The sequence below is a fragment of the Xanthomarina gelatinilytica genome (genome assembly GCF_000348685.1).
Taxonomy (GTDB): Bacteria; Bacteroidota; Bacteroidia; order Flavobacteriales; family Flavobacteriaceae; genus Xanthomarina; species Xanthomarina gelatinilytica.
Genome location: NZ_ANLA01000013.1, coordinates 111,579 through 127,457, shown reverse-complemented (window position 1 = coordinate 127,457; position 15,879 = coordinate 111,579). Strand labels below are relative to the sequence as shown.

The following is a 15,879-nucleotide window of genomic DNA, read 5'->3' as shown; positions in this document are numbered from 1 at the left end:
TAATTTTATGCTAAAGTAGCTGTTGCTTTTAATGTTATAAACATGACCACCCAATACATTTGGAATTTATATGCCGATGATGTGAAACACTTTATTTTAAGTAAAGTGCAGGATGATTTTGTGGCAGATGATTTGTTGCAGGATACCTTTATAAAAATCCATACCAAAAAAGATAGTTTGAAAGACGCATCCAAATTGAAGGCTTGGGTGTTTTCTGTAGCCAGATATACGGTTTTGGATTATTTTAGAAAACACAAGTTGGTTGCCAGTGATAACGACACAGAGGTGGTTTATCCAGAAGACACTTCAGAACACACAGAAGCCGACTGTTTGCATGGTATCCTTAAAAGCCTTCCTAAAAAATACAAGCTCCCTTTATACCTGTCTGATATAAAAGGTTTAAAACAACAGGAAGTTGCTGCCCAGCTAGACTTGCCCTTGGCTACAGTTAAATCTCAGATACAACGTGCCAGAAAGCAGATAGCACAAGGATTTATGGATTGTTGCGACTTTAAAATGAACGACCAAGGTTATTTGGTTGGTGAAATAAAAGATAAAAAAGACTGCAAGGTCTGCCATTAATCCTATTAATTTTATTACTATCCGTTTTGATTTTTAAAGGATGGATTTCGTCTTATTTTTTTGTAAGTGGGTGTTTTTTAGGGTAATAAATTTGCTGTTGGGCTAAAATATTATTAAGACATTTTTTCTCTATGTAACTTTAAGTTGACTCATTTTATAAACACTAGGATTATGGAAGCAACTTTAAATTACAGTTTTAAAAGACGGTCTGAAAATCATTTGGACTGGTTATTGAACATCATTAAATCTGAAAAATACCACGAAGCAGATAGTTACATCCTTCCCTTGAATAAGGCTAGTTAGCTTGTATGCGTTTCGTTGGATTTCGCGAAAGGCATTTTATCAACACATAAAAAAAAAGTCCAAACCATGGTTTGGACTTTTAAGTATTTTCTTGTTATTTACTTTGATTTTTTACAAAGAAGACATTTAGTCTTTTAAGATGCCTCTTGAGATTACAATTTTCTGTATTTCTGAAGTACCTTCATAGATTTGTGTGATTTTGGCATCACGCATTAAGCGTTCCACATGGTATTCTTTAACAAAACCGTTACCACCATGAATTTGCACGGCTTCAACTGTATGTGTCATGGCTACTTGTGATGCGTACAGCTTGGCCATGGCACTGGACATATCGTAATTGTTGCCTTGGTCTTTGTCCCAAGCAGCTTTCATTACCAACATTCTTGCAGCTTCAATTTCTGTGGCCATGTCTGCCAACTTAAAAGCAATGGCTTGATGGTTTGAAATTTCTGTTCCGAAGGCTTTGCGCTCTTTGGAGTATTTTAGAGCCAGTTCGTAAGCGCCAGAAGCTATCCCTAGGGCTTGCGCTGCGATTCCTATTCTACCTCCAGAGAGTGTTTTCATGGCAAATTTGAACCCAAAACCATCTTCTCCAATTCTATTTTCCTTAGGGACCTTTACGTCGTTAAACTGTAAGGTATGGGTATCGCTACCTCTAATGCCCAACTTATCTTCTTTTGGTCCAATATCAAAACCAGGCATGCCTTTTTCAACTATAAATGCATTGATGCCTCTATGGCCTTTATCTCTATCTGTTTGGGCAATTACCAAATAAACATCTGCACGTCCGCCATTGGTGATCCAGTTTTTTGTACCATTTAAGATGTAGTGGTCCCCCATGTCTATGGCAGTGGTTTTTTGTGAGGTTGCATCGCTACCAGCTTCAGGCTCACTTAAACAGAAAGCACCAATAACTTCACCTGTAGCCAATTTGCTAAGGTATTTTTGTTTTTGTTCTTCAGTTCCAAAAGCCTCCAGGCCATAGCACACCAAAGAATTGTTTACAGAAACCATTACGGAAGCCGATGCATCAATTTTAGAAAGTTCTTCCATGATCAACACATAAGAAATGGCATCCATTCCAGAGCCACCATATTTAGGGTCTACCATGATGCCCATAAAACCCAATTCGCCCATTTTGCGAACCAAGCTATCTGGAAACGTTTGTGTGTTATCTCGTTCTATCACACCAGGAAGTAGTTCGGTTTGCGCAAAATCGCGAGCAGCATCGCGTATCATGATGTGTTCTTCGGTAAGGTTAAAATCCATAGTTTCTTGTAATTGTAGTATTATTTAAAAGTGCACAAAGATACTTTTTTATTGGCATTTTTTCAAAACGGATTGTTATTTTTACAGGATATGAATAAAACCCAATATCGCGTTGTAGGAGTTATGTCTGGAACCTCTTTGGATGGGGTGGATTTGGTGGCTGCTTCGTTTAGCCTTGATGATGGTTCCTGGACTTACCATATAGAGGCTGCCCATACAGAGCCTTATTCTGCCTATTGGCAAGCTGTATTGAAGGATTTGGTATCTCAATCCATGGAAGATTTACAGCAGATAGATAAAGATTACACCGAGTATCTGGCAGGCTTTATTCAGGATTTTATAGCTGCCAACAAGCTCAAGGCGCTTGATGCTGTTTGTTCGCACGGGCATACTGCCTTGCACCAACCCGAAAAGGGCTTGACCTATCAAATTGGGAATTTACCAGAGTTGTATGAACTTCTTCAGTTGCCTGTGGTGTGCAACTTTAGGGTCCAGGATGTAGCTTTGGGAGGGCAAGGGGCTCCTTTGGTTCCCATAGGTGATGCTTTGTTGTTTTCCGATTATGATTTTTGTTTGAATTTGGGAGGCTTCGCCAATGTCTCCACCGAAAACCAGCAACAGCGTATTGCGTACGATATTTGTCCAGTGAACATTGTATTGAACCACTATGTGTCTTCATTGGGATTGGCCTATGACGATCAAGGCCAGATAGCTTCCACAGGGGACATTCATCAAGAGTTGTTGCAGCATTTGAACGGGTTGGAGTTTTATAAGAAGGAAGCTCCAAAATCTTTGGGGTTGGAATGGGTGAAACAGCAGGTCTTTCCTTTAATAGATAGTTTCCAGTTGCCCATAGCGACTGTTTTAAGGACCTTTGTGGAACACATAGCCACACAAATAGCGACCGAACTGAATAAAGCTCAGGAGGCAACCGTCTTGGTTACGGGAGGAGGCGCTTACCATCGTTTTTTAATTCATCAAATTCAAGCCAGGACCTCCAACAGTTTGGTGGTTCCAGACAAGGCCTTGGTAAATTTTAAAGAAGCCCTGGTATTTGGGTTTTTAGGGGTTTTAAAACTAAGAGGAGCCGTCAACTGCCTAAGTAGTGTGACAGGAGCAAAGCAGGACCATAGTTCCGGAATCATTTTTAATCATTAAAATTATTATAATTTTAATAAGAAAGGCTATTTGTTTTTTATATTTGTTTTCACATTTAATAATTAACCATCCGAATGAAATATTGTCTCATTAAAAGTTCACTTATTATGTGTGGTTTTAATTTTTCAATTTTCTTCAATTGATTTAAAAAATGACTCTCACCAGATGAAAGACCTTCTTCAAAAGTACGAAGCCAAAGAACCAGAAATAATTTTTAATTGGAAAGACCCAGAAACAGATGCCGAAGGGTGGACTGTGATAAACTCCCTAAGGGGAGGTGCAGCAGGAGGAGGCACGCGTATGCGCAAAGGTTTGGATATGAATGAGGTTTTGTCTTTGGCAAAAACCATGGAGGTAAAATTTACCGTGTCCGGTCCTGCCATAGGAGGCGCCAAATCCGGTATCAATTTTGATCCAAAAGATCCACGGAAAAAAGGGGTATTGGAACGTTGGTACCAAGCCGTTTCCCCCTTGTTGAAAAGTTACTATGGAACAGGAGGGGATTTGAATGTGGATGAAATCCATGAAGTGATCCCTATTACTGAAGAAAGTGGGGTTTGGCATCCACAGGAAGGGGTTTTTACGGGACATTTCAAACCTACAGAAGCCGATAAGATAAACCGAATTGGCCAGTTGAGGCAAGGGGTTATCAAGGTTATTGAAAACCCGAACTTTTCACCCAGTGTTAAAAGAAAATATACCATAGCGGATATGATTACAGGTTTTGGGGTTGCCCAAGCCGTAAAGCACTATTATGACATCTATGGGGGCACTGTTGTAGGAAAGAAGGCCGTGATTCAAGGTTTTGGGAACGTAGGAGCAGCAGCCGCTTTTTATTTGGCACAAATGGGTGCCAAGGTGGTTGGGATTATAGATATTACAGGAGGCTTGATACGTGAAGAAGGGTTTACTTTTGAAGAAATCACCGATTTGTTTTTAGCCAAAACAGGGAATACGCTGGTTGCAGACCAGGTAATCCCTTTTGATGAGATCAATGAAAAGATTTGGGGCATGCAAACTGAAATATTTGCTCCTTGTGCAGCCTCCCGATTGATAACCAGACAGCAAATAGACCAAATGATAGATAGTGGCCTGGAAGTGATTTCCTGTGGTGCCAATGTGCCTTTTGCAGATAAGGAAATATTTTTTGGACCCATTATGGAGCATACAGATAAGCGCGTAAGCTTGATTCCAGATTTTATTTCCAATTGTGGAATGGCTCGTGTATTTGCTTATTTTATGGAAGCTCGTGTTCAAATGACCGATGAAGCCATTTTTAACGACACTTCGAATACCATTAGAAAAGCCATTCAAAACGTATACAATCAAAACAATTCTAAAACCGATATCAGCGAAACTGCATTCGAAATTGCACTTAGCCAACTTATTTAACAGTTCATTTTTATGGAAACAATCATCATATTAGTATTCGTACTGGGCTATTTGGCCATTACTTTAGAACACAACTTAAAAATAGATAAACTTATTCCTGCTTTGGTTATGATGGCCATTTGTTGGGCTTTAATAGCTTTGGGGCTGGATCATTTTACCCAATGGTTCGATTCTGCACAACATAGTTTGTTGGAGAATTTTGGGTTGTTGAACCATGAGGAAAAGATGCATTTAATGGAAGAGACCCTCTTGCACCATCTGGGTAAAACAGCTGAAATATTAGTCTTTTTATTGGGAGCCATGACCATAGTTGAAATTATAGATTATTTTGACGGCTTTGCTACCATAAAGAGCTTTGTGAAAACAAAAAGCAAGAAACGCATTTTATGGATTTTTGCTTTTTTGGCTTTTTTCCTTTCGGCCATTATCGATAACCTAACAGCCACCATTGTACTTATATCCATATTACAGAAACTGGTACACGACAGAAATTCCCGTATTTGGTATGTAGGTTTAATAGTTGTAGCAGCCAATGCTGGAGGAGCTTGGTCTCCAATTGGAGATGTAACCACGACCATGTTGTGGATAGGGAAGAAGGTTACAACAGGACATTTGTTTGTATACTTATTTATACCTTCTTTATTGTGTATGTTGGTACCTACGTTTATTGCCTCATTCCTTCCGGTTTTCAAAGGGACATTTGAGCATGTGGAAGAAGATACCGATAAGCCAAAAAGCAAATTTAGCGCAACCATGTTATACTTAGGGTTGGGAGGTATTGTTTCTGTGCCAATTTTTAAAACCATTACCCATTTACCTCCTTATGTAGGCATGATGTTGGCTTTGGGCGTTGTGGCCATTTTTGCAGAACTGTACAGTAACTCTAAATTTGCCTTGTCTTTTGATACGGATGAGAATGCCGACCACCAAGGGCATCACAGTCCGGTGCATGCGTCTTTATCCAAAATAGAATTGCCAAGTATCCTTTTCTTTTTGGGGATATTAATGGCAGTTGCAGCCTTGGAATCTTTAGGAATCTTGTTTGGTTTTGCAACCAGTTTGCAAGAGCATATGCCTATGTTGGGAACCGAGTTGCATCATGAGGGCGTTTCGGATTTAGTGGTGTTGTTATTGGGTGTAGGCTCGGCCGTTATAGACAATGTGCCATTGGTAGCAGCTAGTTTGGGTATGTTTTCGGAACCTATTGATAATGAATTGTGGCATTTTATTGCCTATTCGGCAGGGACGGGAGGAAGTATGTTGATCATTGGATCGGCAGCAGGAGTAGTTGCCATGGGAATGGAAAAAATAGATTTTTTCTGGTATTTGAAAAAAATCTCTTGGTTGGCTTTGGTAGGCTTCTTGGTAGGGGCCGTAGCCTTTATGTTTACCAGAACCATTTTCTAATTATAATTTAAAGCACAAACAAACGTTATTAACGTAATAATAGAATAAAAACATATGATACATTTATTTTTACAAGACGCACAAGAAGGAACCGAGTTGCTTAACGATGGTGAATCTGTAGAAAAAACCTTGTCCATTATCGAGTTGATAACGAGTGGAGGAACAGCTGGAATGATCATTATTACCATCTTGTTTGTGTTGTTGATTGTTGCCACTTATATTTATTTTGAACGGTTATTTGCCATCAAGGCAGCTTCCAAAATAGATGCCAATTTTATGAACCAGATCAAGGACCATGTCTCCAATGGGAAAATAGATTCTGCACAAATGTTGTGTGCCCAGGTAAATTCGCCTGTATCCAGACTTATTAGTAAGGGCATTACGCGAATAGGGAAACCTTTGGAAGATATCAATACTGCCATTGAAAATGCCGGTCGTTTGGAAATTTACAGTCTGGAAAAAAATGTGAGTGTTTTGGCAACCATTTCTGGGGCAGCGCCTATGATTGGGTTTTTAGGAACCGTAATAGGGATGATCCTTTCCATTTTTGAAATAGCCAATTCAGGAGGGCAAATAGACATCAAGCTTTTAGCCGATGGTTTGTATACCGCCATGACCACAACCGTTGCTGGATTGATAGTTGGGATTATAGGTTATATAGCCTACAATCATTTGGTGGTTAAAACAGATAAAGTAGTGTATCAAATGGAAGCGAATTCCTTAGAATTTTTAGATCACTTAAACGAACCTATTTAATGAATTTAAGAGGAAGAAATAAAGTCACGCCAGAATTCAATATGTCGTCCATGACAGATATTGTATTCCTGTTGCTTATCTTTTTTATGTTGGCTTCCACGTTGGTAACTACCAATGCCATAGATATTTTGTTGCCAAAGGCCAGTGGAAAAACCGAAAATAAAAAATCGGTTGCCGTGAGCATTAAAAAAGACCTGACCTATTATATCGATCAAAAACGAGTAGGGGAAAGCATGCTGGAGTCTGAACTTATAGCTGTTTTATCCAACGAAGAAAAGCCGACTTTGGTTTTAAGGGCAGAAAAATCTGTTCCTGTGGAACATGTTGTAAAGGTGATGGATATTGCCAATAGAAACAAATTCAAGGTCATTTTGGCTGTAAAACCAAATTAGAGTTAGATGAAGTATTTTGAAACCATACACGAACGTAATTCAGCGAAATTAACAGCCCTTATTGCTGTATTGATTATTTTGTTGTTGTTTGTGGTTGGTACGCAATATATGGATCCACCAGAGGAATATGGTGTTGCCGTTAACTTTGGAACCACAGATTTTGGCAGTGGCGATGTACAACCAACAAAGCCAGTTAAGTCGGAACCAAGGGAAGTAAAGGAACAGCCTCAGGAAACGGTAAAACAGCCGGAACAAAAGCAGCCAGAGGCAGCAGTATCCAAGACCAAGGTCGAAGATGTTTTAACTGCAGATAACGAAGAAGCCATAGCCATAAAAAAACAGAAAGAGGCTGAGGCAAAAGCAAAACAAGTGGCAGATGCCAAAGCCAAGGCGCAGGCAGAAGCAGAAGCAAAGGCTAAAGCAGAAGCTGATAGAATAGCCAAAGAGCAAGCTGAGAAAGAAGCTAAAAAGAAGAAGCTGGACGCGTTAATAGGAGGTGTCAGTAAGTCGGAAGGCCAAGATACTGGAGGCGAAGGCAACGATAACAAAGCAGGAGATAAAGGGCAGTTGGATGGCGATCCGTATGCTGCAAGTTATTTTGGGGAGCCAGGTTCTGGCATTGGAGGTGTAGGTTACGGATTAAAAGGGCGTGGAGCTCCTACAAAAAAAGTCTATAAGCAAGATTGCAATGAATCTGGTATGGTTATCGTAAAAATCGTTGTCAATAGAAATGGCGATGTTATTGAAGCCATTCCGGGTGTTAAAGGCACTACCAACACAGCTGCCTGCTTGTTGGAGCCAGCAAAAAAAATAGCCTTATCCCATAAATGGCGCGCAGACAATAAAGCACCAGCCAAACAAATAGGCTTCGTAAAGGTAAATTTCAATTTAGGGCAATAATGACATATCAAGATACTGTTAATTGGATGTTCTCCAAACTTCCAATGTATCAACGACAAGGGCAATCGGCCTACAAAGCAGATTTAAAAAATTCCCTTTTATTAGCCGAACATTTAAACAATCCGCAACAACACATTAAAACCATCCATGTAGCAGGTACCAACGGGAAAGGGTCTACCAGTCATATGTTGGCTTCCATTTTACAGGAAGCAGGTTATCAGGTAGGCTTGTTTACTTCGCCACATTTAAAGGATTTTAGGGAACGCATTAAAGTAAATGGCAAAGTGGTAAGCAAAGCCTTTGTTGTTGGGTTTATTAAAAGGAACAGCCGTTTTTTGGAATCCCGGAATTTATCTTTTTTTGAAATGACTTCAGGGATGGCCTTCGATTATTTTAAGGAGCAACAAGTAGATGTGGCCGTTATAGAAGTTGGCTTGGGAGGCAGGTTGGATTCCACCAACATTATCACACCAGTAGTTTCGGTTATTACCAACATTGGTTTGGATCATACCCAATTTTTGGGAACTAGCTTAGAACAGATAGCATCTGAAAAAGCAGGTATTATCAAGCCACACCTGCCAGTGGTTATAGGAGAAACGCAGGAGGCAACCAAACACGTTTTTAAAGAGGTGGCAACCAGGCAGCAAAGTGATATTTATTTTGCAGATGCTTTGATCCAAGAGGTGTATCCAAGCGATTTAAAAGGAAGCTATCAACAAAAGAACATCAAAACCGTACTACAAACCATACAGGTTTTAAAGAGCAGCTTTTCAGTTTCTGAACAGCAAATAAAAAAAGGCTTATTGCATGTTGTAAAAAATACCGGTTTGCAAGGTAGGTGGCAAGTGCTTCAAGAGTTGCCCAAAATTATTTGTGATACTGCCCATAATACAGAAGGTTTAAAATACATAGTAAAACAGTTGGAAGAAGAACCGTTTCAACACTTGCATGTGGTTTTTGGAGTTGTAAATGATAAGGATTTGGGAGGTATTTTAGACCTATTGCCTAAACAAGCCACTTATTATTTCTGTAAACCGAATGTTCCAAGAGGTATGGATGCCGATTTATTGGCAGAGGCATTTTTAAAAGAAGGGTTTGTGGGCAATAGCTATCTAAGTGTAAATGAAGCATTCATGGCAGCCAAAAAGGAAGCCACGAACAAGGATTTGATTTATGTGGGAGGCAGCACGTTTGTGGTAGCAGAAATAATTTAATTTTTTTTTCAAAAAAGCTTTTGCAATATGGAAAACTAATTTATATTTGCAATCCAATTACGAAAGGGCGCGTAGCTCAGTTGGTTCAGAGCACCTGGTTTACACCCAGGGGGTCAGGGGTTCGAATCCCTTCGCGCCCACTTTATATAGAAAATCCACACTTTTAGTGTGGATTTTTTTTATTCCAGCAACAACTCTTTTAGGAGCTTTATTGAAACGCGTTGTTTTTTTTGAAACTCAAGGGTGTTTCCTGTTTTACTTTTTTAAACTGTCTGTTGAAATTTGAGATGTTGTTAAAGCCCACTTTATATGCCACATCGGAAATGGTATGGTTTTTTTTGGACAAAATGAGTTTACAGGCATGTTCTATGCGCAACTCGTTTAAAAATGCCCCATAGGTTTTGTTGGTATATTTCTTAAAGTATTTGCAAAAAGCATTCTTGGTCATGTTTGCTACATTGGCAACAGCGTCCAAGGTTATGTCTTGGTGGTAGTTGTTCATGGTATAATCAAACACATCCCTTAAACGTTCCCCTTCAACAACCGAATAATTTTTTTCATAAATAAAAGAGGAGAGACTTTTGTAATCGCTATTTACAACATGTTTTAACAATTGCATGAGGATGATAAATCTCTCCAATTTCGTGGCTGTCTCAATGTCGTTAAACAGCGCAATTATTTTTTCGTGATTGGAAGTCACTTTAAAACCTTGTTTGGCTCTATTGAAAAACACTTGTAACTCCATAAGTTCTTCCAATTCAAAAAAGGTCTTTCCAAAACTGGTTTCCGTAAAGAATAAAGAAACCATGTGTGATTGTTGATATTGTTCTTGATCGCTTTGAAATACGTGTGGAACTTGACTGCCAATAACCAACACATCGCCAGGCTTGTAATAATTGATACTGTCGCCCACAATAAGAGTGCCTTCACCTTCAACGATATGACTCAATTGGATTTCTTCATGTTGATGAAGTTTATCATAAAAGAAAGCTTCTTTATCCACTTGATAAATTAAGGCGGCCAATTCAGGTTTGGGGATTTTAAATGGAAGGACTTTCATCTTATATAATTTAATACACATACAAAATTAAGCTAATTATGTGTTAATTAATAATAAATGGATAATATAATATTATAACTGGATAAATATGGGTTATATAACTACAGGTTTCCAAATTAATTTTGTATTAACAAAAAACACAGAAATTATGAGTATTCAATGGAAAGGCGTTATGCCAGCAGTTACAACCAAGTTTACAGAAACAGACGAATTGGATTTAAACATGTTTGAAGTTAATATTAAGGCCCAACTGGAAGCCGGAGTTCATGGCATTGTACTTGGAGGAACTTTAGGGGAAGCGAGCACCTTACTGGACGAAGAGAAACGCCAGTTAACGCAAGCCACTGTAGATATTGTAAAAGGGCAAGTGCCTGTTTTGATAAACATTGCAGAGCAAACCACCAAAGCCGCCATTCATGCTGCGCAAAAAGCAGAAGATGATGGAGCCAATGGTTTGATGATGTTACCACCTATGCGCTATAAATCTGGAGATAGGGAAACCGTGGAATACTTTAAAGCTGTGGCCAATAACACGTCGTTGCCAATTATGGTCTATAACAATCCTGTGGATTATAAAATTGAAGTGACAATGGACATGTTTGAGGAACTGTTAAAATGTGACAATATTGAAGCTGTAAAGGAATCGACAAGGGATACGACCAACATTACACGAATCAAAAACCGTTTTGGCGACCGATTAAAAATCATGACAGGAGTAGATACCATAGCCCTTGAGAGTTTGTTATTGGGAGCTGACGGTTGGATAGCTGGTTTGGTTTGTGCCTTTCCTGCAGAAACAGTAGCTATTTATAAACTTCAAAAAGCAGGCAGGCTAAAAGAAGCTTTAGATATTTATAGATGGTTTATGCCTTTGTTAGAGTTAGATATAAACCCTAAATTAGTACAAAATATAAAATTGGCAGAAGTAGCCACTGGAATTGGAACGGAACATGTTCGTGCACCAAGGTTGCCTTTAATAGGTGATGAACGCCAGCATGTTTTAAAAGTGATTGAAGAAGGTGTAAAAAACAGACCCACACTTCCAGATTATAAAAACATTTAAAACAAATTATTAATAATTAGGTTTTGTTATTTCGCAGGTGTTGTGGAATTCAAAATTTAAATCAATAAAAAGATTCCTGTCTTTACAGGAATGACATAAATCTTATGATATCAGGAAAAAATTATATTGGGAATCAATTAACTGCCACAGGAACCAAAACATATAAAACGTTTAATCCACAGTTACATATTGAAAACCAGCCTGTTTATACTGAAGCGACCAAGGAGGAGATAAATGCAGCCGTGACTTTAGCTTCTCAAGCATTTAAAACTTTCAGAAACATTTCTGGGGAGCAGAAAGCGGCCTTTTTAAATGCGATAGCAGACGAAATCATGGCACTGGACTCCGAATTGATTGCAACATATTGTTCCGAAACCGGTTTGCCAGAAGGACGTGCCATGGGAGAAAGAGGAAGAACGGTAGGGCAATTGCGATCTTTTGCCGAGTTGGTCCAGGAAGGGTCTTGGGTTGAAGCCACCATAGACACGGCCCAGCCAGAACGGCAACCCATGCCAAAATCGGATATTAGAAAAATGATGGTGCCTTTGGGGCCAGTGGTTGTATTTGGAGCCAGTAACTTTCCCCTGGCCTATTCAACTGCTGGTGGAGATACGGCTGCTGCCTTGGCAGCAGGCTGTCCAGTTTTAGTTAAATCACACCCCATGCATGCTGGAACAGGGGAATTGGTAGCTTCGGCCATCATTAAAGCAGCCGAAAAAACGGGTATGCCAAACGGCGTTTTTTCAAATTTAAACAGTAGTGGCATAGAGGTGGGCATGCAATTGGTGTCCCATCCAGAAGTTAAGGCTGTTGGATTTACAGGCAGTATTCGTGGAGGACGCGCTTTATATGATTTAGCTGCAAAACGTGAAGAACCCATTCCAGTTTTTGCTGAGATGGGAAGCATCAATCCTGTGGTAATGCTTCCAAAAGCTTTAAGACATAGAGGCGAAGCGCTGGCTAAAACTTATGCAGGATCCATTACATTGGGAACGGGTCAGTTTTGTACCAATCCAGGGTTGTTGTTAGGTATTCAAGGCGATGAACTAACACAATTCATCCAGGATTTATCTGATGAAATTGTGAAGATAGAGCCATCTTGCATGTTGCACCCAAACATTATAGGGGCTTATGAAAACAACAGGCAAAAAGCCTTGTCACAACCAGAGTTAACTGTTGTGGCAGAATATGACTCAGAAGTACAATCAAATTATGCCAGACAAACCGTTACCACAGTTGAAGGAGCTACATTTTTAAAAAACACGACCTTGCATCAAGAGGTGTTTGGGCCCTATTCCATGGTGGTTCAATGTGAAAATGCCGAACAATTGGAGCAAATTATTTCGAAATTGGAAGGTCAATTAACAGGAACATTAATTGCAGAAAGCGACGAAGCTTCGCAGTATCCTGACGTCATAGAGGCCCTTAAAAATCGTGTAGGACGCATTATATATAATGGTGTGCCTACAGGAGTAGAGGTTTGTCCGTCCATGGTTCATGGAGGTCCTTATCCAGCATCTACCGATAGCCGTTTTACAGCCGTTGGTATACATTCCATTAAACGATGGGTAAGACCGTTTAGTTATCAAGATTGGCCCAATGATTTGTTGCCAGCTGCTTTAAAGAACGAAAATCCTTTAAAAATTTCCCGTTTGGTCAATAACAAACAAACCACAGACAGCATATAAAATGAGTAGAAGCACTTTTGTTTGCATAGACGCGCATACCTGTGGCAATCCGGTAAGAGTTGTTAAAGAAGGAGGCCCAGACTTGGTTGGAAAGACCATGAGCGAAAAGCGTCAGCATTTTTTAAAAGAATATGATTGGATTAGGAAAGGACTTATGTTTGAGCCTCGTGGTCACGACATGATGAGTGGAAGTATTCTATATCCTCCGCACGATCCAGAAAACGATTTTGCCATTTTGTTTATAGAAACCTCTGGTTGTTTGCCCATGTGTGGTCATGGTACCATAGGTACTATTACCATTGCTATAGAGGAGGGGTTGGTAATCCCAAAAATTCCTGGAAAAATTAGAATGGAAGCTCCAGCTGGTTTGGTTGAAATTGAATATCAGCAAACAGGAACCAAGGTGGATTGGGTAAAGCTAACCAATGTAAAAAGTTATTTGGCAGCCGAAGGCTTGACCATTGATTGTCCGGAATTGGGAGAAATTACTTTTGATGTGGCATATGGTGGAAATTTCTATGCCATAGTAGATCCACAAAAGAATTTTTCGGGAGTGCAGGATTTTTCTGCTTCAAAAATCATACAATACTCACAAGTGGTCAGACAAGGTATCAATGAAAGTTATCCCAACCGTTTTGTTCATCCAGAAAATGAAACCATTAAAGATGTGACGCATATGTTGTGGACAGGTACACCAATTGACCCAAGGTCTTCTGGAAGAAATGCCGTGTTTTATGGAGATAAAGCCATCGATAGGAGTCCGTGTGGCACAGGTACTTCAGCAAGATTGGCCCAATTATATGCTAAAGGACATTTGCAGATTGGAGAAGATTTTGTTCACGAGAGTTTTATAGGAAGCAAGTTTGTTGGACGTGTGGAAAAAGAAACCATTTTAGATGGGACCTTGGCCATTATTCCTAGCATACAGGGTTGGGCTAAGATTTATGGGCATAATACCATTAGCATAGATCCAGAAGATGATCCTTATGCGTATGGTTTTCAGGTGATTTAAAATGTCAATGATTTAATGAATTGTTAAAATCATTTAAAGATGCTTAAGTCAGAATTTGTTGAAAAGTTAAAGTATAGAACAAAAAATAGGCTGTAGATGTTGTGTTATTTATGATAGCATAAAAATTGAGGCAACCAAAGTGATAGCATATCAAATTATTAAATCAATTCCCTTGACAGTATCACATGATAGCGATGCTTGTTTGGTTCGCTTAAAAAAAGCATCTTTTGCTAAAATTTCAATAGTTTTTTAAAGAAGCTGTTAAGCCATTTTCCCCATAGAAATTTTAAACGATACAAAATAGATTTCAGAAGAAGATTTAATACCTTTAATAAGTGAATCTTTGGAATATTTAAAAATAAAAAAAATATTCAATTATTAAACTAAATAAGTAAGAAACGGAATAATTACATAATACATCAAGTCAATAACTCAATGTCAAAACAAGTAATCATTATCGGAGGAGGCATCATCGGGTTGTGTTCTGCCTATTATCTTCAAAAGGAAGGCCATCAGGTGACCATCATCGATCAATCGAATATGGATGCTGGGGCTTCTTATGTAAATGCAGGTTATTTGTCACCTAGTCATTTGGTGCCACTATCTGCTCCAGGAGTCATGAAAAAAGGCTTAAAATGGATGCTTAACCCAGCAAGTCCTTTATATATAAAACCTCGTTTGGACCCAGACTTCATTAAATGGACCCTTGCTTTTAATAAATCTTGTCATATCAATCATGTCAATAAAGCCATTCCGGCCATTAAGGCCATTACTTTGTTAAGTCAGGATTTGTATGATGACATTAAACAAGAGGAACATTTTACGTTTCATTACGAAAAAAAGGGTTTGCTCATGTTGTGTCAAACCGACAAGATGTTGGAGGAAGAAATTGAAACAGCTCATTTGGCTAAGCGCGAAGGTTTGGACGTCCGGGAAATGAGCCAAGAAGATTTAAAAACTATAGAGCCACATGCCAGGTTAAACGTTAAAGGTGCAACCTATTATAAATGTGATTCCCACACGACTCCCCATGAGTTTATGACAGAGATGAAAGGACATTTAAAGGCCGTAGGAGTCACTTTCTTTTCAAATGAAAAGGTTGAGGACCTTGTTATCAAGAACGGAAAAATTGAAGCTGTTCAAACTCAGAATCAAAGCTTAAAAGCTGATGAATTTGTTTTGTCTGCAGGTTCTTGGAGTGCCACATTAAGCAAAAAATTAGGATTAAAATTATTGCTTCAAGCAGGAAAGGGCTATCGCATCAATACCCATCAAGATACAGGTATTAGCATTCCTTCCATTTTAGCGGAAGCCAAAGTGGCTGTAACACCCATGAATGGGTTTACACGTTTTGCAGGCACTATGGAGATAGCTGGAATAAACGACAGTATCAATCAGGTGAGGGTGGAAGCCATAGCCAAGGCAGCCCATTCCTATTATCCAGAAGTCACTTTGTCCCAGGCAGAAAAAAAGGATGCCGCTTCAGGCTTACGTCCAGTTAGCCCTGATGGTTTGCCATATATAGGTAAATCTTCAAAATGCCATAACTTAACCATAGCCACAGGGCATGCCATGATGGGTTGGAGTATGGGAACAGCCACCGGGAAGTTGGTTTCTGAGGTTATTTCAGATAAAAAAACCATTTTAGATTTAAATCCGTTTCATCCAGATAGAACTTTTTAA

Annotated in this window: 15 protein-coding genes and 1 tRNA gene; 14 read left to right on the top strand and 2 right to left on the bottom strand. The window is 39.2% G+C overall.

The annotated features are described in order from the left end of the window. Positions 1 to 42 precede the first annotated feature (42 nt). Both D778_RS08560 and D778_RS14850 read left to right on the top strand, forming a co-directional pair. Positions 43 to 582, top strand: a complete 540-nt coding sequence (locus tag D778_RS08560) for a sigma-70 family RNA polymerase sigma factor (RefSeq protein ID WP_007649708.1) — start codon at positions 43 to 45, stop codon at positions 580 to 582. Positions 583 to 753: 171 nt separating this feature from the next. Then, a complete protein-coding gene (locus tag D778_RS14850) occupies positions 754 to 885 on the top strand; it encodes a hypothetical protein (RefSeq protein WP_007649706.1) in 132 nt (43 codons plus the stop codon). Positions 886 to 1,011: 126 nt separating this feature from the next. Here the strand turns inward: D778_RS14850 and D778_RS08555 are convergent, their stop codons facing one another. Further along, entirely contained in the window at positions 1,012 to 2,154 is a 1,143-nt protein-coding gene (locus D778_RS08555) for an acyl-CoA dehydrogenase (protein WP_007649704.1), read from the bottom strand. Positions 2,155 to 2,244: 90 nt separating this feature from the next. On the opposite strand from D778_RS08555, the gene D778_RS08550 reads away from it, so the two are divergent. The 8 genes from D778_RS08550 to D778_RS08515 all read left to right on the top strand — a co-directional run bounded on the left by D778_RS08550 (position 2,245) and on the right by D778_RS08515 (position 9,513). Then, positions 2,245 to 3,312 (top strand): anhydro-N-acetylmuramic acid kinase, encoded by a 1,068-nt coding sequence (locus tag D778_RS08550; RefSeq protein WP_040491948.1) that lies wholly within the window; start codon positions 2,245 to 2,247, stop codon positions 3,310 to 3,312. 165 nt (positions 3,313 to 3,477) lie between these two features. Beyond that, the gene (locus D778_RS08545; protein WP_007649699.1) at positions 3,478 to 4,704 is read left to right on the top strand and encodes a Glu/Leu/Phe/Val dehydrogenase dimerization domain-containing protein; all 1,227 of its coding nucleotides are present in this window, start codon (positions 3,478 to 3,480) and stop codon (positions 4,702 to 4,704) included. Positions 4,705 to 4,716: 12 nt separating this feature from the next. Continuing rightward, positions 4,717 to 6,111: a sodium:proton antiporter NhaD gene (nhaD, locus tag D778_RS08540; protein ID WP_007649697.1), complete on the top strand. Its 1,395-nt coding sequence runs from the start codon at positions 4,717 to 4,719 to the stop codon at positions 6,109 to 6,111. Between the two features lie 54 nt (positions 6,112 to 6,165). Next, positions 6,166 to 6,867, top strand: coding sequence for a MotA/TolQ/ExbB proton channel family protein (locus tag D778_RS08535; RefSeq protein ID WP_007649696.1), 702 nt, complete (start codon positions 6,166 to 6,168; stop codon positions 6,865 to 6,867). After that, complete coding sequence (locus D778_RS08530; RefSeq protein ID WP_007649695.1) at positions 6,867 to 7,259, top strand: ExbD/TolR family protein; 393 nt, start codon at positions 6,867 to 6,869, stop codon at positions 7,257 to 7,259. Before D778_RS08535 ends, D778_RS08530 begins: the two co-directional genes overlap by 1 nt. Positions 7,260 to 7,265: 6 nt before the next feature. Next, positions 7,266 to 8,159, top strand: coding sequence for a hypothetical protein (locus tag D778_RS08525; protein WP_007649694.1), 894 nt, complete (start codon positions 7,266 to 7,268; stop codon positions 8,157 to 8,159). Beyond that, positions 8,159 to 9,373, top strand: a complete 1,215-nt coding sequence (locus D778_RS08520) for a bifunctional folylpolyglutamate synthase/dihydrofolate synthase (protein ID WP_040491916.1) — start codon at positions 8,159 to 8,161, stop codon at positions 9,371 to 9,373. Before D778_RS08525 ends, D778_RS08520 begins: the two co-directional genes overlap by 1 nt. 65 nt (positions 9,374 to 9,438) lie before the next feature. Continuing rightward, a tRNA-Val gene (locus D778_RS08515) sits at positions 9,439 to 9,513 on the top strand. A gap of 68 nt (positions 9,514 to 9,581) precedes the next feature. Here D778_RS08515 and D778_RS08510 read toward each other — a convergent pair. After that, positions 9,582 to 10,433 carry an AraC family transcriptional regulator gene (locus tag D778_RS08510; RefSeq protein WP_007649692.1) on the bottom strand — a complete coding sequence of 284 codons (852 nt, stop codon included), beginning with the start codon at positions 10,431 to 10,433 and terminating at the stop codon, positions 9,582 to 9,584. 148 nt (positions 10,434 to 10,581) lie between these two features. On the opposite strand from D778_RS08510, the gene D778_RS08505 reads away from it, so the two are divergent. The 4 genes from D778_RS08505 to D778_RS08490 all read left to right on the top strand — a co-directional run bounded on the left by D778_RS08505 (position 10,582) and on the right by D778_RS08490 (position 15,879). Next, on the top strand, positions 10,582 to 11,496 hold the full coding sequence (locus D778_RS08505) for a dihydrodipicolinate synthase family protein (protein ID WP_040491946.1): 915 nt from the start codon (positions 10,582 to 10,584) through the stop codon (positions 11,494 to 11,496). Between the two features lie 104 nt (positions 11,497 to 11,600). Next, entirely contained in the window at positions 11,601 to 13,184 is a 1,584-nt protein-coding gene (locus tag D778_RS08500) for an aldehyde dehydrogenase (NADP(+)) (protein ID WP_007649690.1), read from the top strand. A 1-nt stretch (position 13,185) separates the two neighbouring features. Continuing rightward, entirely contained in the window at positions 13,186 to 14,196 is a 1,011-nt protein-coding gene (locus D778_RS08495) for a 4-hydroxyproline epimerase (protein ID WP_007649689.1), read from the top strand. A 435-nt stretch (positions 14,197 to 14,631) separates the two neighbouring features. Beyond that, positions 14,632 to 15,879, top strand: coding sequence for an NAD(P)/FAD-dependent oxidoreductase (locus tag D778_RS08490; RefSeq protein WP_007649687.1), 1,248 nt, complete (start codon positions 14,632 to 14,634; stop codon positions 15,877 to 15,879).